Origin of the sequence: Pseudomonas sp. ERMR1:02 (genome assembly GCF_002277815.1) — a bacterium.
Lineage (GTDB): Bacteria > Pseudomonadota > Gammaproteobacteria > Pseudomonadales > Pseudomonadaceae > Aquipseudomonas.
Genome location: NZ_NKJI01000018.1, coordinates 60,261 through 82,987 on the forward strand (window position 1 = coordinate 60,261; position 22,727 = coordinate 82,987).

Genomic DNA, 22,727 nt, shown 5'->3' on the forward strand with positions numbered 1-22,727 from the left:
TTGCGCAGCGTTAGAGAGTCTGTCGGCCTGTGGAGAGGTAAGTGAAACCGCGATTTTTCAAGCGCTGCGGGTCGTACAGGTCAGTAGATGTCTTTGGATAGCAGGGTGAACGGGGTCTTGACGAGGATCTTGATGTCCAGCCACGGCGACCATTGGTTGATGTAATTGAGGTCCTGGGCGACGCGCAGCTGCATTTTCTCCAGGGTCTCGGTTTCACCCCGATGCCCGGTGATCTGTGCCAGACCGGTAATGCCCGGTTTGAGCCGGTGACGGGCCATGTAGGCGCGCACTTTGCCGGTGTAGTAGAGGTTGTGCGTGACGGCATGCGGGCGGGGGCCGACGAGGGCCATTTGGCCAAACAGCACGTTGAACAACTGTGGTAGCTCATCGATGGAGGTGCGACGCAGAAAGCGTCCAAGCGGGGTGACGCGGTCATCGTCGCGGGTGGCCTGGACCACTTGCCGGTCGTCGTGCACGCGCATCGAGCGGAACTTCCAGACCTTGATCACTTCGCCATCGCAACCGTGACGGTTCTGTTTGAACAGAACCGGGCCGGGCGAGGTGACCTTGATGGCAATCGCCACCCCCAGCAGCAACGGGCTGAGCAGGATAATCGACAGGACTGCCAGGCTGCGCTCGAACAGGTCCTTGCACAGCAGGCTTCCGGGGTGCGAGCTGATCAGGCTTTCGTTGAGGTAGATGGCCGGCATGCGCTCGATTTCTGAAATCGACTGGTTGAGTAGCACCATGCTGCCAAGGTCCGGGATCCAGACCACGTCGACGTTCATGTCCAGAAGATCGATGTACAAGGCTTCAATGAGCGCAGCCTGCGCCATCGGCAGGACGATGTAGACCCGGCGGATTTCCATGTGCGTGAGGATGTCGCGGATCTGGGTGACACGTCCGAGCAGCGGCAGGATGCTGGGAGCAGGGCCGGTCATGTCCTCTGTGGCGATGAAGCCCAGAACTCGCGCATGATCCGGCTGAGTGAGTTTGCGGGCCAACTCGTCGGCGGTCGGACAGGTGCCGATGATCACCGAGCGACACTGATTGGACACCTTGCGCGCAAGCAGTCGGGCCAGTCCGTGCAGGGGCAGGAAACTCGCGGCCTGGACCAGAAAGCCCGCTACCGCCCAGACGATGATGACCTGGCGCGAGAACCTGACGCTGGTCTGGGTGATGAAGGCGATGGTCATCAGCACCGAGAGCAGAATCAACCAGCCGGCCAGCAATCGGCCCAGGCCGACCAGCAATCCATGACGCTTGTGATACACCAGCATGGCGCTGTAGATCGGCACCGAGCCGAACACGGTGAGAATCATCAGGGCGCGGTACTCACTGGTCAGACTTCCGACCCGCCAATACACCAGCAGCATTAGCAGAGCGTTGATCAGAATCATCGCGCACAGCCACTGACCCCAGAAGGTCAAGCCCCGGCGGTGCTCTATTTGAGTAGTGATTTGCGGAGTCATCGGCTCAATCTCCAGGAAATAGTGATACGTCGGCACCGCTGGCGTGCTGGCGGGCGTCGGTCTGATTGAGATGAGGAGCAGGCGAGCAACCTGCGCTTTCGGGCTCAGGGCGGTGCGTTACCGCGAGGCATAGTCATAGTTGTAGAAAGTCTGTGAATGGCCGTACCCGTACTTGCGAGCCTTGCGCAGGTCGACCTGATTGAGCACCACGCCAAACACCGAGGCGTGGCTCTGTTGCAGTACTGTCAGGTACTTTTGCACCTGGCTTACGGGGGTGCTGTCAGACTTGACCACGTAGATCACCGCGTCCGAATGCTGGGCCAGCAACAGCGCGTCGCTGACCATTTCGGCCGGCGGCGAGTCGATGATGATGTGCCGGTAACGCGTCTTCAGCACTTCGAGCATGCGCGCCACTCGCGGCGAGCTAAGCAAGTCTTGTGGTGGAGGTTGACGCTGTGAGTCGGGCTGGTTCAGCGGTGGCGGCAGGCGCGGTGAGCTGAACAAGTCCAGCAAAGGCGGCGAAACGCACCCGGCCACAAGCATGTCAAGGTTGCCCACCGTGCGGATGCAGTCTTCGAGTCGTGCCGTGCCGGCAAGGACATTGACCAATCCAGGGCTATCAGGTGGAAAATCAAAGTTCAGCGAAAGGGTGGGCTGGCGTAAATCGGCGTCGATCAGCAGCACGCGCTCCAGTGACGTGAGTGAGCAGGCCAGGTTGTTGGCGATGGTGCTTTTGCCTTCTTCGGCCACTGTCGAGGTGACCAGCACCACCTGGGCTTGCGTTTCAGCGCTCTGCAGCATCAGCCAGGTCCGCAGGTTGCGTATGGTCTCGGAAAAATGCGGGTTGTCATTGTCGTCGAAGAGCCGCGCCAGTTGCCGGCGGCTTTTCCTTGGCACCAGTGGTACCACGCTGAGCAGCGGTATGTTGAGCGTGCTTTCGATGGTCTCGTCGGTCTTGAAGGTGTTGTTCAAGGTGTCGAAGAGGAAGGCAAGCGCGACGCCGATGATCCCGGCCAGTACTGCGACAATTGCCACGATCAGGGTTTTGCGCGGTTTGCTTGCTTCAATGGGCACGATTGCCGGGTCGACGATGAGCGCCTTGGTGGAGTCCATGTCTGCAGTGGCTGCGGTCTCTTTCAACCGGGTGATGAAGGTTTCGTAGAGTGCCCGGCTGCTGTCGACCTCGCGCTGAAACTCGCGCAGCTGGAATTCCTTGCGCGCGATGTCCTGAATCTGCGCCTTGTTGACGTTGAAGGATTTGCGCAGGGCATCTTCACTGGCAACCGCCAATTGATACTGGTGTTCAATGCCCGAAACCACCTGTTTGACCTGCAAGCGCAGGCTGTCCTGCGCGGTGCGCAGTTCCGAGCGAGCGGACACCAACGTCGGGTGCTTGGGTCCATAACGGCTTGATAATTCCTCGACCTTGGCTTGAGCCTTGGCCAGCTCCGCCTGGAACTGCTGGACCAATGGGTTGCTCAGGACAGCGGGGACGCTGGAGAGTTTGTTCAAGTCGCCGTTGCTCAATCCTTGCACTTGACGGTATTGGCTCTCGGCTTCCGCACGGTTGCGACGTGCGTCGATCATTCGGTTGCCGGTCATTTGCAGTTCGTTCGCGCTGATGGTGGCGACACCGTCAACATCCACCAGTCCCTGTGCTTCCCGATAGCCCTGCAACTTGTCCTCAGCCTTACGCAGGCTGTCGCGCAACTCGACCAGTCGTGTGTTCATCCAGCTGGTGGTGGTTTGCGAGGACTTCTGGCTGGTGTCGAACTGGCTATCAATGAAACTCTGGGCCAGCGCGTTGGCGGCGGCCGCTGCCAGGGCGGCGTCGGGCAATTCCACTTCAATGTCGATCAGCTGACTCTTGCCGACATATTTGACGCTGGTATGGAGCATGAGGTTTTGCGTGACTTCATTGAAGATGTCGTCTTCAGTGGGGGGCACGGCAACCGGGATCAAAAGCTCCAGGCCTGGCAGCCATTGCCCGGCGTTAAGGTCGGCCAGCCACTGGCGCGGATTGAACAAGGGTTGCGGCCGTTGGCGCGGGTCCGTCACCGGGTTCGTCGTCAGCTTGAGTTTCCTCACCACCCGTTCGGCCAGGTCCCGCGATTGCAGAAGCGCAAGTTGAGTCTGCAAGTAATCGGCGGGCGGGGTTCCGGTGTCCGTCGCTTGCTGGAAGGCCAGCAGCGGTGGCGTCTTTTCCTTGATCAGCAAGGTGGTGCTGCCGATATATTGCGGGGTCATGGCGTACACCGCCGCTATCGCCAGTGCACTGCTCAGCAGTACGCACCAGCCAATGTTCCATCTCGCGCGCCAGATCACCCTCCAGAAATTGAGCAGGTCAATGGTGTCCCTTTCTTCGGTGTGCGGCAGATGCGCAGACAGTTGAAGCGGACGTTCGAGGTAGGTGCTAGGGCTGTTGTCCATGATTAGAAAAAGCCTTGTGCAATGGAAATGGTGTCACCGGGGGCTATCACTGTGCTGCGGGTGACGGTGTCGGTCAGCGTCTGTCCGCCGTCGCCGCGCACGATCGTCACGCGCTTGATAGATGCGCGTTCGGTCAGGCCACCGCCCAGGGCTATGGCTTTATCCAGCGTCAATCCCGGTACAAACGGATAGCTGCCAGGTTTCTGCACTTCGCCATTGATGTAGAAGGCGCGATATTCGATCTGGCTCAGGCTGACTTTCGGATCGACCAGGTAACCCTGTTTGAGTCCGTCGACGATGATCTTTTCGACTTGATTGGGCGTGAGCCCCCTGGCGGAAATTTCCCCCAGAAACGGGTAGGAGAAGGTGCCGGCATCGTTGAGGCGAATCCTCTTGAGACTTAACTCCGGCTCGCCGAATACCGTGATGCGCAATACGTCGCCGGCCGCCAGTTTGTACTGAGTACCAGGTTCCTCCGCGTGCGAGAGAGGTACCAGGCACAGCATGAGCAACAATCCGCCAATTTGTGAGTTCATGGGAAATCTCCTTAGAGACTGACGTTGAAGCTGATCTGGAATATGTTGCGCTCGTAGCTTTGGTTTTCTGCATCGGAGTTGTCATCGCGGTAGCGGTAACCCACTTCGATATCCAGCCAGCGGCGCATTTTGTACGCGAGGGCCAGGTTGTATTCGCGAAGGTCATCGGTACGGCTCTGACCTTCGTAGACTTCACGACCCGCGCCGATTTCAAAAATTGAGGTGATGCGTTCTGTCCAGCCATGCCGCCAGCCAACCTGGGTAAAGGTGGTTTTGACAGCGTCGGCGCCATCGTCCCCCTCCGCCAGGGCCTGGCGGGCTAGAAAGGTGAAGGTTGAATAGGTCAGAGGCTTCCATTGCAGATCCACTTGCCACCTCGGGTTATTGAGGTCCTTGGAATTGCTGTCATCGAAGTTCTTGTGCTCATAACCCACACGGACTTTGCCACTGGTGCGTGCGGTGAAATCCCACTCAGCCCCGGCAAGTACGGCATCGGATTTACTGCTGCGGGGGCTGTTGGACAGCAAATAGTCGAAGATCGTGTGGTCGTATTCCAGCAGGCTCCGGGTGTTGCTCCCGATACGGTGATACCAGGTGGTGTTCAAGTTAGTGGTATTGCGTTCTTTGTCATCGTTGGTGCCGCCCGAATTGTCGTATCGAAGTTGCGCGTAATTCGCGCCGAAATCGATCTGGTTGGCGGCAGATTTGGCGCCGTAGGTATAAAGGCCACCTACGCGATCACTGTGAATCTTGTCATTGATGCCATCCACCGCCGTTGAAGTGGTTCGCTCGTACTTGCGCCATTCCGCTTCGAGTTTCAAACGGTGACGATCAGTGAACTCCATGATGCTATCCAGCCGCACCCGCTGTGCGGTATTCGAGGCATCCGGTTCGTCATGATAAATATTGCGGGTGGGCTGCCAGATAACCCGGGTGGCACTGTTTCGGTCTTCCGCCTTGAGTTCGAACGAGGGCGCTATTTTGGTGACCATGGACGATTGAACATTGTGTTCAAGCTCCCGAAAGTTATCATCGTAACTTTCGGAAAATAGCAGAGTTGGCGTGAAGTCGAAGCCGTAGACATTGATGGTCTGCGGGTCGAGACTCCAGGCATATCCAGGGTATGAACAGGCCAGGATCAGCGCAAAGGGATGATGAGGCTTTATAGCCATATCATTGCTCCTGGTCAAAGAGTGCCCGTGCGTAACGACTGCTCATTAATTGCAGGCGGCACAATGCCGTTCTATATAGAGCTGATAGTTGATGTTCTTTTGTGGGTGTTTGTTGGTAGAGGCGGTTTGGTTTGTTATTGTTGTTGTCTTTGCAGTTCATGTCGGCTCGTTCCTGTTTGTTCCAAGTGGCTCAGGGGAATTCGAACGTGCTGCTCTCTATTCAATAACTGTAGCAATAGCATCACGCGCTCTGCACCCTGCATAGACAGGAAAATACCTTCCAGATTTGACAGGGGACCGCTGATTATTTGCAGTGATTCACCTGGTTTGAGCGCCTGGGTCGGACGTTCCTGTGATGCATTACAGCGTAGCCGCAGGTGCTCGATCACGTGGTCAGCGACGACGGCCGGGCCGTGATTGAATTCGACGATCCGGCTGACACCTCGCGTGGAGCGAATTGGCGCCCAGTTGTCGTCCTGACTCAACTGCATGAAAAGATAACCGGGAAACAGTGATTCGAGCACTGTTCGCGGTTTGCCGCGAAACAGGCGTTCACTGCGCAGTTGCGGGCGAAAGATCTGGTAGTTCTGTCTTAGCAGGTTGGTCTGTGCGCGGTCATCCTGACGCGGTTTACACTGTAAGAGGTACCAACGAGAGGCGTTGGCGTCGATAGTTAGCATGCTGACAACTCCGTACTTAGCGAAATGTAAGCGTCATAAGACACTCTGGCGTAAAAACACCATCAGGCTTGCTAGTAGGCAGTGTTGGAGAGTGTATTGCCCGGCGTGGTTGTTTTTGTGGTGGGCTGAAGTGTGTCTCAATAATGAGTCACTTCACGCTCGGGTAAGTAGCGCATCGTCGAAAGACGGTCGAACTGGAGGGAATCATAATGAGTGATTTCACCGGTGTGATTGATTGGCCATCAAGCACCTTCGCCATGGCCAAAGCTACCGCACGGTCCGTGCACGCGGGCCTTTGATTACATAGTTACTATGAACTTTCCCTGAGATCAGCGGGTCCCGGTCAATGTCCGCTGGCAGCCTGTTTTAAGATAGGCTGTTGTAGTTATCAACCAGTCTGAACGGCCTGTCAAACATTGAAGTCAAAATACGTGCCTTTTATCCAGTAGTTGCATTGGGCTGCTGCAAGTGGTTGTTTTCAAGAGTGATTTGTTTTTTCGTCAGCTCGATTAAACTTTTTTCGTTCAATAAAGTCATGCTGGAACAAGAACCCATGGGTGGGAGCAATTCGCTATCACTCTACGCTGCCTGGAACTTTCATAAAAGCGAAGTTGTATAAGCTTAGAAGCAGTCGGCTATAGACCCGACCCGGTCGCAGCACTAAAAGTGAATTCTTCACCCAACAGTGGGGAACAATGGAGCAGATGAAGATTGTTGTAGGCACTGCGGTTTACTCCTCATGACCGTCCTTGTCACCGGCTTTCATGCTGCCAAGCGCTTCTGCCAGGATGGTCATGACGTGGTCGGCGGGCAGGGAAATGCCTATGTGCATGCATTCAACCACAGCGATACACACAATCCGCTACGCGCCTGTTCATTGGCGAAGTCCAATCGAACCTTCGCCCCGGTGCGATCGGCGATGGTCTTGACGATCGAAAGCCCCAGCCCGGATCCGGGCTCGTCAGTTCCCAGGGTGCGGTAGAAGGGGTCGAACACGCGCAACTGTTCCTCTGGAGGAACACCTGGTCCCGAGTCCTTGATCTGCAACAGTGCCTTGTCGTTGTCCATCGCCACCGAAAGGTCCACTCGGCCATTCTCGGGGTGTAGCGGATGGCGTTATCCACCAGGTTCTTCACCACGGTAATGAGGTCGATTTCGTCCATGAGTACCCGCACGTCCTCACCGAGCTCCAGGCCAATGTCGAGGTGCTTGATCTCTGCCAGTGGCAACAAATCCTCCATGACACGTCGAAAGACGTCATGCACCGAAACTGTCGATGTCACTGGGCCTGAAGCCGATTGTGCCTTGGCCAGCGTCAGCAGTTGATCGATCAGGTTCCTGCCGCGCTCGATTCCCCGACGCAACTGCACCAGTCGCTCACGGGCTGGGTGCGACATTTCGGCGGCGGCCAGTCGCTCGGCTTGCAAGGAGAGGGCGGTCAGGGGCGAGCGCAGTTCGTGAGCGGCATCGGCGACAAAACGCCGCTGGATTTCCATGGACTGCGCCACGCGGTTGAGCAATCGGTTGATAGCCACGACGAACGGGCGGATCTCCACAGGCAGGTGATTTTCATCAATCGGGTGCAGTTCCTGCTCGTCGCGTCGGTCGATTTCATAGGAAAGTGTTGCGATGGGGCGGAACAACTTGCGCACCAGATCGCCCACCACCAGCAGCAGGACAGGCAGCAATATGAGAAACGGCAGCACGCTGCGCAAGGCTGTGGCGCGGGCGTCCTTGTCGCGGGCGCCGGTTTCCTGGGCGACGGCGATGCGTTCGCCGCGCATGGTGGTCTTGACCAGCACGCGGAAGGCCTCGCCGGCAATCGGCACGGTCCACAAGCCATCGGCCAGGGTCGTGGGGAAGGGCAACGGTGTTCCGGCATCATCGTTTCCCGATGCTTTGCTGCCATCGGCGAGGTACTGAAGAATGATCCTCGTCTCGTCATCATCCTCAGGGCCGTTTTCGGGGTACTGGAGTGTCATGTGTTGTCGGTCGAACAACTCGGCCATCTGCCGCAGCGTGTCGTCCTGCATTTCGTGTGCCTCGTCGAAGGCCGAGACATAGGCGAAGGCGCCGGCTACCACGGCGACAATCAGGATGGCCAGCGACAGGGCTACCGACAGCCTGAGCTGAACCGACTCACCTAAACGTTTTTTGAAACCATCCATCCCATACCCCTGACGTTTTTGATCACATGGCTGCCTAACTTGCGGCGCAACGCATGAATCAGAAACTCCACCGCGTTGCTTTCCACTTCATTGCCCCAGCCATAGAGGCGGTCTTCCAGTTCACTGCGCGACAGAATCGCGCCGGGTCGGATCAACAGCGCTTGCAGCAGGGCAAACTCGCGGCTGGAGAGCAGGACACCAGGGTGCTGTTCGGTGCTGGCCTCTTTGGATAGCAGGTCCAAGGACACGACGCCGTTGTCGAGCCGCGACGAGGCATTACCGCTGTGACGGCGCAGAACTGCACGCATTCGCGCCAGCAGTTCCGCCATTTCGAAGGGCTTGAGCAGGTAGTCATCCGCGCCGTCATCGAGCCCGCGCAAGCGATCCTCGAGGTTGTCCCGTGCAGTGATGATGAGCAGCGGCACGAGATTGTTCCGGCCGCGAATAGTGCTGAGTACCTCCAGTCCGTCCTTGCCGGGCAAACCGAGGTCCAGCAGCACCAGGTCATAGTGCTGGGTCTGGAGCGCGGCCAGGGCGACGAGGCCGTTTTGCACCCAATCGGTGGTGTAGCTCGCGTCTTTGAGTGCGCCCTGGATCGCATCGCCGATCATCGGGTCATCTTCGACCAGCAGTATCCGCATGTGGCGCTCCGGCAAAAAAGAGACGCGACGGTGATGGCCGTCGCGCCTGTATTGAAGCACCTGTGTGCGGGTTTGTCCGGTCTAACGAGATGAATGCATTCCCCTGTAGGAGCGAGCCTGCTCGCGATGAACGTCAACGATGACGCGTGCTGTCTGAATGATCGCGTTGTCCGGACGTTTTTCGCGAGCAGGCTCGCTCCTACAGGGGAACGAATACATCCGAAAAATCCAGATCAACCTTTCATTGAATCGAAGGCCTTCATCAGCTCATCCATGGTGGCTTTGCAGTCGCTCTGGTTCGGGCTGCTTTTACGCAGGGCAGACAGGGCGTGGTCGATGGCTTTGTCGACGACGTGCCAGTCGCTGGCGGCACGGGGCTTGATGCCGGCTTCGGCTTCATCCCAGGAGGTTTCCAGGTCCTTGATTCGGGTTTTCGCGCCAGGCAGGTCATTTTTCTCGACGAGGCCGGCAACATCAGCGGCGATACCACGGAATGCCGACAAATCGCCGAGTTTCGAGCCTGCATTGGTCTGGCTGCTCACCGCGCCTGAGGTGGCGGCCGCATTGGGTTTGTCGGCAGGTTTTGAGCAGCCGGCCGCAACGCTCAGCAGCGCAATCGACGAGATGATAGCGATGTGGCGAATGGCGTTTTGAAAGTAGCGCATGACGATTCCTTAATGGCCTTTGCAGAATTACTGAGTGATTTGTTTGCGGTTGCCGACGCTGATTTGCGCGACCGCCACCAGAATGACGATGACACACAGGAACAGCGCGCTGGTCCAGGTCGCGCCCATGCCGAGGCCGCCATAGGTTTTGGCCTGAGTCAGCAGGTCGCCGAGGGAGGCGCCGAAAGGACGGGTGAGGATGTAGGCAATCCAGAAGGTCAGTACGACGTTGCCACCCAGGCGCCAGGCGACGAGTGTCACGGCGATCAATGCACCAAATATGACCGCGCCGAGGGTGAAGCCCAGCCCCAGTGCTTCAGTAGCAAGATCACCCGCTGCGGTGCCCAGGGCAAAGGTGCAGAGCACAGTGGCCCAATAAAACAGCTCGCGCCGGGGTGTGACGATTTCGCGGATGGACAGGTTGTGCTCGGTCCGGTACCAGACCAGGAAGTTGACTGCCAGCAGTACCGAAAAGACCGCCGTGCTGGCGTACAGGCTGACGTCCAGCATGTCTGTGAGAATGTCGGTGATCTGGGTGCCGACGATGCTCACCAGTACGACAGTGAGCCAGTAGATCCAGGGGGTATAGGCGCGGGTACGAAGTTGGCAGGTCAGGGCGCTTGCCAGCAGCACGGCCATGCCGATGCTGGTCCAGCCAGCTCCGAGGCCGGCGTCGACGGCGAGGAAGTCGGCGCCGGTTTCCCCCACCGTGGTGGACATGATCTTGATCACCCAGAAGGACAGCGTCACTTCGGGCACTTTGTTGAGCCAGCCGGCTAGGGTCGGGTTCATGTCGGTCGATTCTCCTGGGCAGCGCTATAAAGTGCGCAAGAGAAAGGCTACCGACCGAAACTTAGCTGGGGCTGAGCGAAGGCAAACTCATGGGTTTTCGAGCGCAGGGGATCAGGTGTGTACCAACGCAATGCTGAACGAGACCACGATCATGCAGGCAAAAGCGAAATTGAGATTCATGAAGTTTCCATCCAGAACATGATTGACGGCGCCATTTTGAACAGGCGACGGCGGAATGAAAAATTCCGCTTTGTGATTTGAAAGATCGAAGGAAATGATACTCAGGCCGGATGAGATTGGGAGGGTATACATCCGAGGGGCAAGAAGATCAAAAGCCAGATCAACAGCAAAAGCGAGTTCGACGCTGACACAAAACTTTGTGCAACACGCGAACCTGTAGGAGCCGGCTTGCTGGCGAAGGCGGTGTATCAGGCACTGCATTGTTGACTGGACTTCCGTCTTCGCCAGCAAGCCGGCTCCTACAGGGGTATGCGTATCTACCTCAACCAGGTCGGCTGTCAGGCCGCCTCGCTTTGGCTTTTGATCCAGGCGCCCCGTTAAACCACGATGGCCGAACGCAGGCATTGTTCCGTGGGTAAACCGACAGGACGCCGTTGCATTTCCTTGTAGGAGCGAGGCTTGCCCGCGAAGAGGCCGTGTCAGTCAACATCTTTGCTGAATGACACTCCGCTTTCGCGGGCAGCCTCGCTCCTACAGGTTTTGCTGTGATCGACCGGGCGAGTTACGCCTCAGTCAGATACCAGCGCCAATCCTGCTCCCCCACTTGCGCCATGAACTGCCGATACTCGGCACGCTTGACCGCCAGATACACCCCAAGAAATTCCTGCCCCAATGCATCCCGTGCCCAGGTCGAATTTTCCAGTGCCGTCAGCGACGTCAGCCAGTCGGTCGGCAGCAGCTGCGTGGCTTGCGCGTAGCCGTTGCCTTGCACCGGTTCGCCCGGATCGAGGTTTTCGCGGATGCCGCGATGAATGCCGGCCAGAATCGCCGCCGCCGCCAGGTAGGGGTTGGCATCGGCACCGCAGATACGGTGTTCGATGTGGCGGCTATTGGCCGGGCCACCGGGAACGCGCAGGCTGACGGTGCGGTTGTCGACACCCCAGGTCGGGGCCAGCGGCGCATAGCTGTTGGCCTGGAAACGCCGGTAGGAGTTGGCGTTGGGGCAGAACAGCAGCAGCGAATCGAGCAAGGATGCAAGCATGCCGCCGATGGCCGTGCGCAGCAGCGCAGTGCCGGCCGGGTCTTCGGACGCAAACAGGTTGCGGCCCTCGGCATCGGCGATACTCACGTGCATGTGCATGCCGGTACCCGCCAGATGATCGAAGGGTTTGGCCATGAACGTAGCCTGCATGGCGTGCTGGTGGGCGACGGCTTTCACCAGCCGTTTGTAGCGCACTGCCTGGTCCATTGCCTGCAGGGCATCGCCGTGTTCCAGGGTGATTTCCACCTGGCCCGGGGCATATTCGGAAATCGCCGTGCGCGCTGGAATGTCGTGGAGTTTGCACGCGGCATAGAGGTCAGCGAGGAACGGTTCGATCTGCTCCAGTTCGCGCAGGCCATAGACCTGAGTGTGCCTCGGTCGACCGCCGTCAGCGTCCAGCGCCGGTTGCGGGCGACCGTGGTGATCGCGCTTGGCATCGAGCAAATAGAACTCCAGTTCGCAGGCCATCACCGGATGATAACCCTCGGCCTTCAGCCCCTCGATGACCTTGATCAGCAGATGACGCGGGTCGGCGATGCTGGCGGGCATGCCTTCTTGCGGGTGCATGCTGACTTGCACCGCAGCGGTCGGAATCTGCCGCCATGGCAAACGCACCAGGCTGCCTTCGAGGGGGTAGGCGCGGCAATCGATATCGCCAACATCCCAGACCAGACCGGAGTTCTCGACATCGTCGCCCTGCAAGGTCAGACCCAGGATGGTGCTGGGCAGCGGTCGACCGCTTTCATACACCGCCAGCAGTTCTTCGCGGTGCAACAGCTTGCCGCGCGGCACGCCGTTGGCATCGAGAATGAACAGCTCGATCATGTCGATATCGGGGTTGTTCGCCAGAAAATTCTGGGCGTCTTCAAGGGCTGCGAATTTCATTGTTCGTCACTCACGTTGGCGCCACACAGGCGCACGGATTCAGGCCACGGCACGACGAGGGATAAAGTCCCGGAGTGTGCTGGCAGCGATAGCGAAAAGAGGGGGGGCTCGACGCGTTGCAAACGCAATCAGGCGAGTAGGGTGCTATCCGGCGGGCGTGCGGAGTGACGCAGTTTTGAGCGGCGCAGGGCCATGGGAAGGTTGACGATGCGTTTCATGAGGCAATGCCAGAAAACGTCGGTGGCAGATGGCAAGCCATCCGGGGGTGACTGGATACTAGGGGTGAAAATCAAGTCTGTAAATGTCTGTCTCAGCGCAGAAGATATATCCCCAAGCCTATCAGCCCACAGCCGATCAATACCTCTATCACCCCGCGCTTGAACCGAAGCAGCACTGTGGCAGCAACGATGGCGATCAGCAGCGAAGGCCAATCCAGCCGACCGTCGAAGCCTTTGGGCCAGAGTACGTGGTAGGCAAAGAAGCACGCCAGATTGAGGATCACGCCAACCACCGCGGCAGTAATCGCCGTCAGCGGTGCGGTGAATTTGAGTTCGTTGTGTGTCGACTCCACCAGCGGCCCACCGGCGAGAATGAACAGAAATGAAGGCAGGAAGGTGAACCAGGTCACCAACGTCGCGGCGATGGCTCCGGCGACGAAGGCCTGATCCGGACCGAACACCTGATGCACATAGGCACCAATAAAACCGACGAAGGCGACGACCATGATCAGTGGGCCGGGGGTTGTTTCGCCAAGGGCCAGGCCATCGATCATTTGCGTCGGCGTCAGCCAGCCATAATGGCCGACCGCGCCCTGATAAACATACGGCAGCACGGCGTAAGCGCCACCAAACGTCAGCAGTGCAGCTTTAGTAAAGAACCAGCTCATTTGCGTCAGCGTGCCTTCCCAGCCGAACATAGCGGTGAGCGTAGCCATCGGCAAAGTCCACAACACCGCGCCGATAATCAGCAGGCGCAGCAGTTTCCAGCTACTGAAACGGGCATGTTCGGGAGGCGGCGTGTCGTCGTCGATCAACGCCGGGCCGAAGGATTTTTGCGCAGCGCCATGGCCACCGACCCTGAATTTTTCGGGTGCCAGGCGCCCGCCGAAATATCCGATGATTGCCGCGGCCAACACGATCAAGGGAAACGGCAGGTTGAGCACGAAGATGGCCACGAATGACGCGGCGGCGATGCCCACAGCCAGCTGTTCTTCAACGCCCGGGAGCCGATCCGGTGGGCGGCTTGCACCACGATCGCCGTCACTGCAGGTTTGATCCCGTAAAACAGACCGGCCACCACTGGCACCTCACCGAAGGCGATGTACACCCAGGACAAGGCAATCAGGATGAACAGCGACGGCAGCACAAACAGCACGCCAGCCATCACGCCACCGCCGGTGCGGTGCATCAGCCAGCCGATGTAGGTCGCCAGCTGCTGGGCCTCGGGGCCGGGCAGCAGCATGCAATAGTTGAGGGCATGCAGAAAGCGTCGCTCGGATATCCAGCGCCGGCGCTCGACCAGCTCCTGATGCATGATCGAAATCTGCCCCGCCGGCCCGCCGAAGCTGATGAAGCCGAGCTTGAGCCAGAAAATGAAGGCTTGCCGCAGGCTGACGGGCGCGGGTTGTTGCAGTTGCTGTTCAGTGATCGGGCTCAACTTACAATCCTTTTGAGGTCAGTCCAGCACAAAGTTCCCCGTAGGAGCCTGTTTGCTGGCGATAGCGGTGGGGTCAGGCGCCATCGATGTCGATCTATGCTCCGCCATCGCCAGCAAGCCGGCTCCTACGAAAGCAATGTCACTGCGCCCCAAACATCACCGTCCAGTAAATCCCCGCATCACTCTTCGGATCAACCGCATACGCCGCGCCCAAGTCGCGGTACTGCGGATTCATCAGGTTGGCGCAATGACCGGGGCTGGTCAGCCAGCCGTCGACCACCTTGCGCACGCTGTCTTGCCCGGCGGCGATGTTTTCGCCGATCTGCTGGAAGTCGTAGCCCGCCAGTTCCGCGCGGTCACCCGGTGTGCGGCCGTCGCGGTCCTTGTGATCGAAGTAATTGTTGTTGGCCATGCTGCGCGATTGGGTTTCGGCGGCGCTCGCCAGCGTGGCATTCCAGGTCAGTGGCGTGGTGGCGGCGAAGGATTGCGCGCCGCATTGGCGTGGTCGGGTGCGGGCGACGTTGAGCTCGGCCAGCAGCTTCTGGCCTTCGGCCTGCCAGTCGCCCAGGCGAGCGCTCAACAGGGGGCGGGCCACGACGATGCGCCAGTCGCGGTCCTGGCGGCTGACGCCGACATCGACGAATTGCGGGTCCAGCACGATCTGGCAAAAGCTTTCCTGAATCGCTTTCATCGCCGATGGCGCATCACGCGGGCCGGACAGGCTGATTGCCTGTACGTTCTTCATCGGATAACCCGCAGTGGCCATGGCCTGTTGCAGATTGCCGATGCTGGTGGCGGACAGCACCAGTCGAGGGTCCGCTGCCAGCGGCGGCAGTTCCGACGAAACCTGGCCGGCGCAACGCTGCAACTGGCTGCGGTAAACGTTGATCGATTCGATCAGTTGCGACTCGTCGCTCGCCATGGCGTTGGCGGCGAAAAGCAAACCCAGTGATAAACCAGCGAAACGCATAGCAGACGGTGTGAAGCGCATGGAAATCCCCTTTGGCTGACTGCGCCCATGATGCGCGAAGTTGCTCCCGTTAAGGCAGCGGATTTTCCAGAATGTTGTGGCGTGTGTGCAATCATTTCACTACTACACTAAAGCGATACCTCCAACTGAGTCATTGCGACCATGCGCCTCGACTGGATTGCTGTCTGTCTTGCACTGACGCTGCTTACCTTTCCGGCATTCGCCGACGAGCAACAACAAAAACAAAAAGTCGCCGAAGACAAGGCCGAGGTGCTGGAGCAAAAGGCCGCCGAGAACACCAACGCGCCACCAGCGCCCAAATCCGAAGCCATTACCCAGTCCGAAGTCCAGGCCGTGGACCCTGCCGGCACCGCGCCGATGGATGACGTCATCACCTGTCTGGCCCGTACCATTTACTGGGAAGCCAAGGGCAAGGATTCCGCCGACATGGAAGCGGTGGCCAACGTGGTGATGAATCGCCTCGGTCATGAGGGGTTTCCCGATACGGTGTGCAAAGTGGTCAAGCAGGGCTCGGAAACCAAGAGCTGCCAGTTCTCCTGGTGGTGTGACGGCAAATCCGACACCGTGCAGGAGGAGGTGCCTTATGCGATGGCCAAGGAGATCGCACGCAAGGCGCTGAACAAGCAATTGCCGGATCGCACCGGTGGCGCATTGTATTTTCATGACCGCACAGTAAAGCCGACTTGGGCGAAGGAGTACGTCAAAACCGTGGACATCGGTCTGTTCCGGTTTTACAAACCCCGTGGTGGGGATGCGAAGTAGCTGAGTCAATTTCCCTGTAGGAGCCAGCTTGCTGGCGAAGGCGTCGTGTCAATCGCTATGGATGACGCCTGAGAATCATCTAGCCGGCTTCTAAAACTTCGCAAAATTCAGCGCATCGACAATCGCCGAGCCACCAATACCGGTCAGTGACAGCAGTAGCGCCCTGATCAGCGGATCTTCGGAATAACGCGAGAACGAACCGGCGTTGAGCGTCGAGACCCGCTCGCGAATCATCTTGAATTTGCCGTAGCAAGGCGTGGCTTCGGGCGTTTCCAGCAGGTACGCGTCGAGACGCTGCAAGGCAAGCGTGCGGGCTTTTTCCGCCGCACGCCGCAGTGTCAGCGCGGAGGTGAGCAGCAGCAACGCGGTCAGCAGGAATGAAATCATCAGGCTGGGCGGTGTTGGCCAGTTATCGAACAGACTGTTGCGCGAAGCCAGCAGGATCAGCATGACGACCGTTGGCGCATAGATCAGGCGGTTGACGGCTGAGGTGCGCCTGGCGATCAGTTGCAAATCTACCCACTCATCGATGCAGGGATGCTTGAGCATCCCGAAGATTTTCTTGTGCTCGGCCTGCAAACTTCCGGGCCAGATCGCATGATGCTCGCTCAGATGGCGGATGAAGCGCGTCAACAGCAGATTGGCGTCCATCACCCAGAACACCAGCACCTGGAAAATCAGGGTCGGAATCAGCCAGCTGATCATCCACCACATTGATTCGCCGCGAACGGGCATGCCTTCCATGGGCCAGACGACAAACAGCACGCTGGTGACGACGACGTAGACCCAGGTGGCGAGTATCGCCCGCAACATGCGGGCGCCGAACGAACCGCAGATGCAGTGCTCACCCCAGAAGCGTGTAATCGAGATCATCTTGCGTCCGTCCGTGCAATTGGCCTGGGCGGTTTCGCAGGATTTTGACCAGTCTTCACTGGCGCTCATCAACGGGAAAAAAATCAGTAGCAGCCAGTGGCCCAGTTCGTTGCACCAGCGGCGCACTGTCCAGCCATTGCCACGGTGAATCAATCGTCGAATCTGGCCCCACAAAGTCATCTCGTATTTGCGCATGTGCAGGCGTAAATGGAAGGCGCTTTCGATTTCGGCGCGGTTGATGCGCAGCTTGCGCCAGCCCCAGGTCAATGCCGAGAGCGATATCAACACCGCCAGCAGCCGCAGTGCCACGGTTGGCCAGGCACTGATGCCTTCGAACAGGAACATCGGTTCACCGAGGCCGTTGTCGGTCAGGGTGCTGCGCATCTGGTAGGCCAGCATCAACGCGAGGATAAACACCACCAGCGGGACCACGATGTACCACGCCCAAGCGTCATATGAGCCAGGGCTGTCGCTTGCCGTCGAACCCTGGGCCAGCGCCAGTTGCCTGGCCGAGCGCCGGGTCAGGTTCGAAGAAAGAATGCCCAGCAGGACCAGCACGAACGTGAACCACAGAAACTCCGCGTGCCAGAACCGTGTGGCGATAAAGGCGCAGGCCGCCGCCACCATAAACAGCGTAATGGGTACGCCGCGCACCCAAGCGAGCCGCGTGTCGTGATCATCCTGAGGACCCTCGATGCGCCACCAGACGATGAACGCGGCGATGGTCAGCAGGGTGAACGTCAACGGTCCGGCCCAGAAGAAGGATTGGCTTTGCTTGAATCGCTCACGGATTGACATGGAGGGTTCAGGGAAGGGCGGTGGGGAAGGATCTTGCAGACAGCGTAACGCCATCAAGTCGTGGGGCCGTATGCCGCGATCCGATTGGGATTGGGTTGGTGCTTCGCAACTGGCCGGGCGTGACGCGCTCAGGCGCGTCGCCAAAGGAATGAAGCCACTGATGCCGACTTCATAGATACCCGGCGACAGCAGCTCGGATTTGGAATAATCGAACTTTGCACGCTTGGCATCGAAAGACTGGGGCGCCAACGCGGCCAGCACCGAGATGAACACCGAACTTTGCAGGCTGTCGCGGAACGGTGGCACGTCCTGCTGCAGGGCCCGGGTCAGCGTCAAGCCATAGGGGGCCGCGAGGATCAGGTTGCGGGTGGATTGCGCCTGACCCCGTTGCAGCATGCGGGCGTCAAGATCCGTGGAAAAGAACAGTTTGTAGGGCATCCGGGTCTTCAGTGCCTGCAACACCAACAGCTTGTCGTAGGCATCGACACCCAAAATGCCGATGGCGCCGATCCCGCTTTCACCGTTGCGCCGATAGGCCGCGTCTTCGCTGGCGATGTGGTCGGCGAGGCGTCGCAAGTAATCGAGCTGGGAATTGCCGTCGGATTTTTCCAGCGGACTGAGATCGAGCGGGGCCGAGCCGGTGGCGTTTTTGCCGGCATCGGTGCTGGCCGTCTTGTCGGTACTCGCGGACTCCTCCGGCAGACGTCCGTCCAGGCCGCGTAAATAGCTGAAGCGCAGAATCCAGTGGTCGACCGCTTCCCTCTGGTTTTCACCGTCGCCGAGGCGGGCGTCCTTGGCCACCTGCAACTTGAAGCTTTCGATCAAGGCACGGCTGTAGAAACTGTCCCACTCGGAAATCAACGCGATGCGGTTGCCGCTGCGGCGAAGATTGCTGGTACAGGGTGCGCCGATCCGGCGCAGTTTGCCTTCACCGCATCGCACGCCGGCGGCGGGGTCTACGCGGCGTAATTTCAGCTCTTCGAGAATCAGTTGCGTCATGGTGCCGTCGTCGCTGACGGTGCGCAGCAACTTCATGGGTACCCGGTTTGCCAGGGGTGGCAAGAGTTTCTGGTAACCGCGATCCAGCGTCTCGTTATCGGCCGTGGCCAGCGGTGAGTAGATTTCGACATCCGGCGTAGCCTTGCCGATGTCCTGGTCCTGGAACATGTCGCGCAGGATGGTGGATGTCGAAGGCCCGATGACTTTCAGAACGGTGTGCTCCGGCTGTTCCGTGCAGGCTGTCGGTGCACACGCCGAAGCGACTTTGTGGTTCAGGGTCTTGCGTAGCGTTTCCAGTTGTTGCAGTGGTGTCGCACCGAGCGCGTCCTGTTTCAACCAGAACACGATCGTGCGCTCTGGCGGTGCTGAAGAACCTTCAAGCGCTGTTGGCGGATCGAAAGGATTGGACACGAACACTTCCTAGGGCGCGTCGACGAAACCGGTTTTCTGCGGCGCATCGGGCGACAGGTCGGCGGCGAGTCTCAGGCAGTGGATGTACTGCTCTTGATCCGGCACCCGGTGGGAATTCTTGAACCCCGCCAGCAGGGCATAGCGAATGCGCCGCCGCCGTTCGACTTCATCGGCGTAGGGACCACCTTCGACCAGCGCCACCATGATGTCGGGCGTCGAGGTTTCTGCGGACAGGGGAGAGAGGTCGGGGCTGCACACGTTCTCGGCGTCGGGGTTTTTGCTGTCGATGAGTTTCTTGCGATAGCGCTCCACCGCGTCGAAAGGATCCTGCCAGAGCCGTGCTTCGATGGGCAGTTGCGCCTGGAACTGCGCGCCGACGGGGCGTGGATCGAGGAAGGGTTCGCGAGTGAGGGCGAACATCGATACCACCAGACTCAGGATGATCGCACTGCCTGGCAACCAAAAGGCCAGATTCGTGCCTGAACCCTTGCTGTCCATGGCCTGTGCCTCGTTTTTCGGCCAATTGTGTATTGTTATTTATAGACCCGATCCGTGAAGGGGATGGCATAAATAGGCGATGATCTGCCCGATTTGCCATCGTGCGGGTTGTTGCCGACCCTGTAGGAGCGAGCTCGCTCGCGAAAAAAAGTCCGGACAACGTGGTCATCCAGACAGAGCGCGTTATCGTTAACGTCCATCGCGAGCGAGCTCGCTCCTACAGAGGTCATCTGAGGTAAACCCCATGCACCACATCGGCCTCATCGTTTATCCCGGCTTTCAGGTCCTGGGACTGTCGATGTCCGCCACGTTCGAGTTGGCCAACAGTGCTGCCGATGGACCGCTGTACAGCATTCAGCTGCTGTCCGAAACCGGCGGCCTGGTTCAAACCTCCGCCGGATTTGCAGTGCAAACCACGGCATTCAACAAGCGTCCTTTCGATACGTTGTTGGTAATGGGCGATAACGTTATCCGGCCGGTATCAGCAGGCATGGTGGAATTTTTGCGCCGCGCCAGTCCGGCCACCCGACGCCTGGGTTCGATCTGCACCGGCGCCATCGCCCTGGCCGAAGCCGGATTGCTCGATGGCCGAAGGGCCACCACTCACTGGTGCCATGCCGCATCGCTGCAACGGGCGTATCCAAAAGTCAAAGTCGAAGAGGATCGCATCTTCATTAACGACGGCAACATCTGGACCGCCGCAGGCATGAGCGCCTGCGTCGATCTGGCGCTGGCCCTGGTGGAAATGGATCTGGGCGCCGAAGTCGCGCGACGGGTGGCGCGGCAGTTGGTGGTGTATCACCGCCGGGCAGGTGGGCAGTCGCAGTTTTCGGTGATGCTGGAACTGGAACCCAAGACCGACCGTATCCAGGCTGCATTGACCTACGCCAAGCAAAACCTCAAGTCCGCGCTGTCGGTGGAGGAGTTGGCCAACGCCGCCAATCTGAGTCCTCGCCAGTTCAGCCGCGTATTTCATGCCGAAACCGGTCAATCGCCGGCCAAGGCCATCGAAAGCCTGCGGGTGGAGTCGGCCAGGCTGATGATGGAAACCGGCCGACACTCCATCGATGTAGTAGCGACCGACACCGGTTTTGGTGATCGCGAACGCATGCGTCGGGCGTTTATTCGCGCGTTCGGCCAACCGCCGCAGGTGATTCAACGGCTCAATCGAAGCGAATGAAATACCTGTAGGAGCCCGGCTTGCCGGCGAAGGCGTATTCAAGACCGCTATCGTCGGCAAGGCGTGCTACTAGAGGTGTGTCCTAAAAGGTGGTATCTACGACATTTAAGCCTAAATATTATTACCGTAATCTAAACCTCGTTGAAGCCCACTTCCTCAATGAGATCACCGCCATGCCCCTCGTAAAAGCCGCCGCCGTACAAATCAGCCCCGTACTTTACAGCCGTGAAGGCACCGTCAATAAAGTCGTGGAGAAGATCCTCGAACTCGGTGAACAAGGTGTGCAGTTCGCCGTGTTTCCGGAAACCATCGTGCCGTACTACCCGTATTTCTCCTACGTCCAGGCGCCGTCCGAAATGGCGGCGGAACATCTCAAGCTGCTGGACCAGGCCGTGACCGTTCCGTCGGCCGCGACTGATGCCATAGGCGCTGCGGCCAGAGAGGCCGGCATGGTCGTGTCTATCGGCGTCAATGAACGTGATGGCGGCTCGCTGTACAACACGCAATTGCTGTTCGACGCCGACGGCACCCTGATCCAGCGCCGTCGCAAGATTTCCCCGACCTATCACGAGCGCATGATCTGGGGCATGGGTGACGGTTCGGGCCTGCGCGCCACCGACAGCGCGGTAGGGCGCATCGGTCAACTGGCGTGCTGGGAGCACAATAATCCGCTGGCCCGTTACGCCTTGATGGCCGATGGCGAACAGATCCACGCCTCGATGTACCCAGGCTCGTTCGCCGGTCCGCTGTTCGCCTCGCAAATGGAGGTCAACATTCGCCAGCACGCGCTGGAGTCGGCGTGCTTCGTGGTCAACTCCACCGCTTGGCTTAACCCTGAACAACAAGCGCAGATCATGGCCGACACCGGTTGCGCGATCGGCCCGATTTCCGGTGGTTGCTACACCGCGATCATCGGCCCGGACGGCGTAGTGCTGGGCGCGTTGACCGAAGGTGAAGGCGAGGTGATCGTCGACCTCGACATGGGCCTTATCGACAAGCGCAAACGCATGATGGACTCCAGCGGCCACTACAATCGCCCGGAACTGCTGAGCCTGTTGATCGACCGCACACCGCATGCCCATGTGCATGAACGCAGTGCGCATCCGAAACGAGTAGAGATTGAAGCGCTGCAAGAGATCTGACGTACTGCATCTGTAGGAGCGAGCCTGCTCGCGATGGGCGCTAACGATGACGCGGGCTGATTGGTTCAGCGCGTTATCGTTCACGACCATCGCGAGCAGGCTCGCTCCTACAAGGGACAGGGGTTGTGTTTCGTTTCAGTGCTGCTTGCGGCGCCAGAAGAATCGCGCCAGCAGCGCATCTAGACTGAATTTCCCGGGCCCCGAGAGCAGCATCGGCACCAAGGCAGCCAGGTAGATCAGCGGCAGTTTAAAGTTGCCATAACCCTTGTTGGTAATGGAGTAACCCTGGGCCAGTTCGCTCAAGCTCGACCAGTCGGCGGGCCAGTGAACGGCGGCCGTCGCGACGAGGGTGACCACGATCAGGCTGATTGCCGAAAACCGTGTGGCCAACCCTACCAGCAGGGCCAGGGCGCAGATCAGTTCCACCCACATCGACAGTTCCCAGTTCAGCGTGGCCGGAAGGTGGTTGAACGGAAACGGGAAACGGTCCTGGATGTCGGCAAACCAGTTCTCGCCATTGAATTTTTCCAGGCCTGACTCGAAGAACTCCCAAGCCAGGAATATCCGCAGAGTCAACGGCGCGATCCAGTTGCCGGCACGGTCAAGGTTCAGGTGCAGGCCTTTCACGGCCGATGAAATCGAAGTGCTCATGGACTTTTGTCTCCTTCAAATCAGGGATGTCGGGCTTCGGTTGCCCGTTTAGCGCAAGGATCGGCTTGGCCAATCGACAGGTGAATTTCATCAGGCGGGTGTA

15 protein-coding genes and 3 pseudogenes are annotated in these 22,727 nt (G+C 58.9%); 3 read left to right on the plus strand and 15 right to left on the minus strand.

Annotation, left to right across the window (positions count from 1 at the left end; translation table 11 throughout):
- Positions 1–80: 80 nt before the first annotated feature.
- The 13 genes and pseudogenes from CES87_RS25040 to CES87_RS25095 all read right to left on the minus strand — a co-directional run bounded on the left by CES87_RS25040 (position 81) and on the right by CES87_RS25095 (position 15,310).
- Positions 81–1,472 carry an undecaprenyl-phosphate glucose phosphotransferase gene (locus CES87_RS25040; RefSeq protein ID WP_128608216.1) on the minus strand — a complete coding sequence of 464 codons (1,392 nt, stop codon included), beginning with the start codon at positions 1,470–1,472 and terminating at the stop codon, positions 81–83.
- 117 nt (positions 1,473–1,589) lie between these two features.
- Positions 1,590–3,902: a GNVR domain-containing protein gene (locus CES87_RS25045; protein ID WP_128608217.1), complete on the minus strand. Its 2,313-nt coding sequence runs from the start codon at positions 3,900–3,902 to the stop codon at positions 1,590–1,592.
- Between the two features lie 2 nt (positions 3,903–3,904).
- A complete protein-coding gene (locus CES87_RS25050) occupies positions 3,905–4,438 on the minus strand; it encodes a polysaccharide biosynthesis/export family protein (RefSeq protein ID WP_128608218.1) in 534 nt (177 codons plus the stop codon).
- A gap of 11 nt (positions 4,439–4,449) precedes the next feature.
- Entirely contained in the window at positions 4,450–5,610 is a 1,161-nt protein-coding gene (locus CES87_RS25055) for an outer membrane beta-barrel protein (protein WP_128608219.1), read from the minus strand.
- 134 nt (positions 5,611–5,744) lie between these two features.
- Complete coding sequence (gene rfaH, locus CES87_RS25060) at positions 5,745–6,290, minus strand: transcription/translation regulatory transformer protein RfaH (RefSeq protein ID WP_128608220.1); 546 nt, start codon at positions 6,288–6,290, stop codon at positions 5,745–5,747.
- 822 nt (positions 6,291–7,112) lie between these two features.
- A pseudogene (locus CES87_RS25065) lies at positions 7,113–8,458 on the minus strand (sensor histidine kinase).
- Positions 8,434–9,099, minus strand: a complete 666-nt coding sequence (locus tag CES87_RS25070; protein WP_128608221.1) for a response regulator — start codon at positions 9,097–9,099, stop codon at positions 8,434–8,436. The pseudogene CES87_RS25065 and the gene CES87_RS25070 overlap by 25 nt, the downstream one beginning before the upstream one ends.
- A 233-nt stretch (positions 9,100–9,332) precedes the next feature.
- Positions 9,333–9,764 (minus strand): hypothetical protein, encoded by a 432-nt coding sequence (locus CES87_RS25075; protein ID WP_128608222.1) that lies wholly within the window; start codon positions 9,762–9,764, stop codon positions 9,333–9,335.
- Positions 9,765–9,791: 27 nt separating this feature from the next.
- Complete coding sequence (locus tag CES87_RS25080; protein WP_128608223.1) at positions 9,792–10,556, minus strand: hypothetical protein; 765 nt, start codon at positions 10,554–10,556, stop codon at positions 9,792–9,794.
- A 111-nt stretch (positions 10,557–10,667) separates the two neighbouring features.
- A complete protein-coding gene (locus tag CES87_RS32430; RefSeq protein ID WP_178081479.1) occupies positions 10,668–11,141 on the minus strand; it encodes a hypothetical protein in 474 nt (157 codons plus the stop codon).
- A gap of 157 nt (positions 11,142–11,298) precedes the next feature.
- Entirely contained in the window at positions 11,299–12,663 is a 1,365-nt protein-coding gene (locus CES87_RS25085) for a glutamine synthetase family protein (protein WP_128608224.1), read from the minus strand.
- 310 nt (positions 12,664–12,973) lie between these two features.
- Positions 12,974–14,319, minus strand: a pseudogene (gene chrA, locus CES87_RS25090) (chromate efflux transporter).
- Positions 14,320–14,458: 139 nt separating this feature from the next.
- On the minus strand, positions 14,459–15,310 hold the full coding sequence (locus CES87_RS25095) for a CAP domain-containing protein (RefSeq protein WP_128608225.1): 852 nt from the start codon (positions 15,308–15,310) through the stop codon (positions 14,459–14,461).
- Between the two features lie 141 nt (positions 15,311–15,451).
- On the opposite strand from CES87_RS25095, the gene CES87_RS25100 reads away from it, so the two are divergent.
- Positions 15,452–16,072, plus strand: a complete 621-nt coding sequence (locus CES87_RS25100) for a cell wall hydrolase (protein ID WP_128608226.1) — start codon at positions 15,452–15,454, stop codon at positions 16,070–16,072.
- A gap of 90 nt (positions 16,073–16,162) precedes the next feature.
- On the opposite strand, the pseudogene CES87_RS25105 reads toward CES87_RS25100, so the two are convergent.
- A pseudogene (locus CES87_RS25105) lies at positions 16,163–19,651 on the minus strand (hypothetical protein).
- 244 nt (positions 19,652–19,895) lie between these two features.
- Here CES87_RS25105 and CES87_RS25110 point away from each other — a divergent pair.
- Both CES87_RS25110 and CES87_RS25115 read left to right on the plus strand, forming a co-directional pair.
- A complete protein-coding gene (locus tag CES87_RS25110) occupies positions 19,896–20,831 on the plus strand; it encodes a GlxA family transcriptional regulator (RefSeq protein ID WP_128608227.1) in 936 nt (311 codons plus the stop codon).
- Positions 20,832–21,004: 173 nt separating this feature from the next.
- Positions 21,005–21,973 (plus strand): nitrilase-related carbon-nitrogen hydrolase, encoded by a 969-nt coding sequence (locus CES87_RS25115; protein WP_128608228.1) that lies wholly within the window; start codon positions 21,005–21,007, stop codon positions 21,971–21,973.
- A gap of 135 nt (positions 21,974–22,108) precedes the next feature.
- Here CES87_RS25115 and CES87_RS25120 read toward each other — a convergent pair whose 3' ends face one another.
- Entirely contained in the window at positions 22,109–22,624 is a 516-nt protein-coding gene (locus CES87_RS25120; protein WP_128608229.1) for a DoxX family protein, read from the minus strand.
- Between the last annotated feature and the right edge of the window lie 103 nt (positions 22,625–22,727).

Bases quoted from the DNA above. Each gene is read 5' to 3' on its own strand.
- CES87_RS25040 (WP_128608216.1), bottom strand. From the start codon at position 1,472: ATGACTCCGCAAATCACTACTCAAATAGAGCACCGCCGGGGCTTGACC.
- CES87_RS32430 (WP_178081479.1), bottom strand. From the start codon at position 11,141: ATGCCTGCGTTCGGCCATCGTGGTTTAACGGGGCGCCTGGATCAAAAG.
- CES87_RS25120 (WP_128608229.1), bottom strand. From the start codon at position 22,624: ATGAGCACTTCGATTTCATCGGCCGTGAAAGGCCTGCACCTGAACCTT.
- CES87_RS25050 (WP_128608218.1), bottom strand. From the start codon at position 4,438: ATGAACTCACAAATTGGCGGATTGTTGCTCATGCTGTGCCTGGTACCT.
- CES87_RS25095 (WP_128608225.1), bottom strand. From the start codon at position 15,310: ATGCGCTTCACACCGTCTGCTATGCGTTTCGCTGGTTTATCACTGGGT.
- CES87_RS25085 (WP_128608224.1), bottom strand. From the start codon at position 12,663: ATGAAATTCGCAGCCCTTGAAGACGCCCAGAATTTTCTGGCGAACAAC.
- CES87_RS25055 (WP_128608219.1), bottom strand. From the start codon at position 5,610: ATGGCTATAAAGCCTCATCATCCCTTTGCGCTGATCCTGGCCTGTTCA.
- CES87_RS25070 (WP_128608221.1), bottom strand. From the start codon at position 9,099: ATGCGGATACTGCTGGTCGAAGATGACCCGATGATCGGCGATGCGATC.
- CES87_RS25100 (WP_128608226.1), top strand. From the start codon at position 15,452: ATGCGCCTCGACTGGATTGCTGTCTGTCTTGCACTGACGCTGCTTACC.
- CES87_RS25075 (WP_128608222.1), bottom strand. From the start codon at position 9,764: ATGCGCTACTTTCAAAACGCCATTCGCCACATCGCTATCATCTCGTCG.
- rfaH (WP_128608220.1), bottom strand. From the start codon at position 6,290: ATGCTAACTATCGACGCCAACGCCTCTCGTTGGTACCTCTTACAGTGT.
- CES87_RS25115 (WP_128608228.1), top strand. From the start codon at position 21,005: ATGCCCCTCGTAAAAGCCGCCGCCGTACAAATCAGCCCCGTACTTTAC.
- CES87_RS25045 (WP_128608217.1), bottom strand. From the start codon at position 3,902: ATGGACAACAGCCCTAGCACCTACCTCGAACGTCCGCTTCAACTGTCT.
- CES87_RS25110 (WP_128608227.1), top strand. From the start codon at position 19,896: ATGCACCACATCGGCCTCATCGTTTATCCCGGCTTTCAGGTCCTGGGA.
- CES87_RS25080 (WP_128608223.1), bottom strand. From the start codon at position 10,556: ATGAACCCGACCCTAGCCGGCTGGCTCAACAAAGTGCCCGAAGTGACG.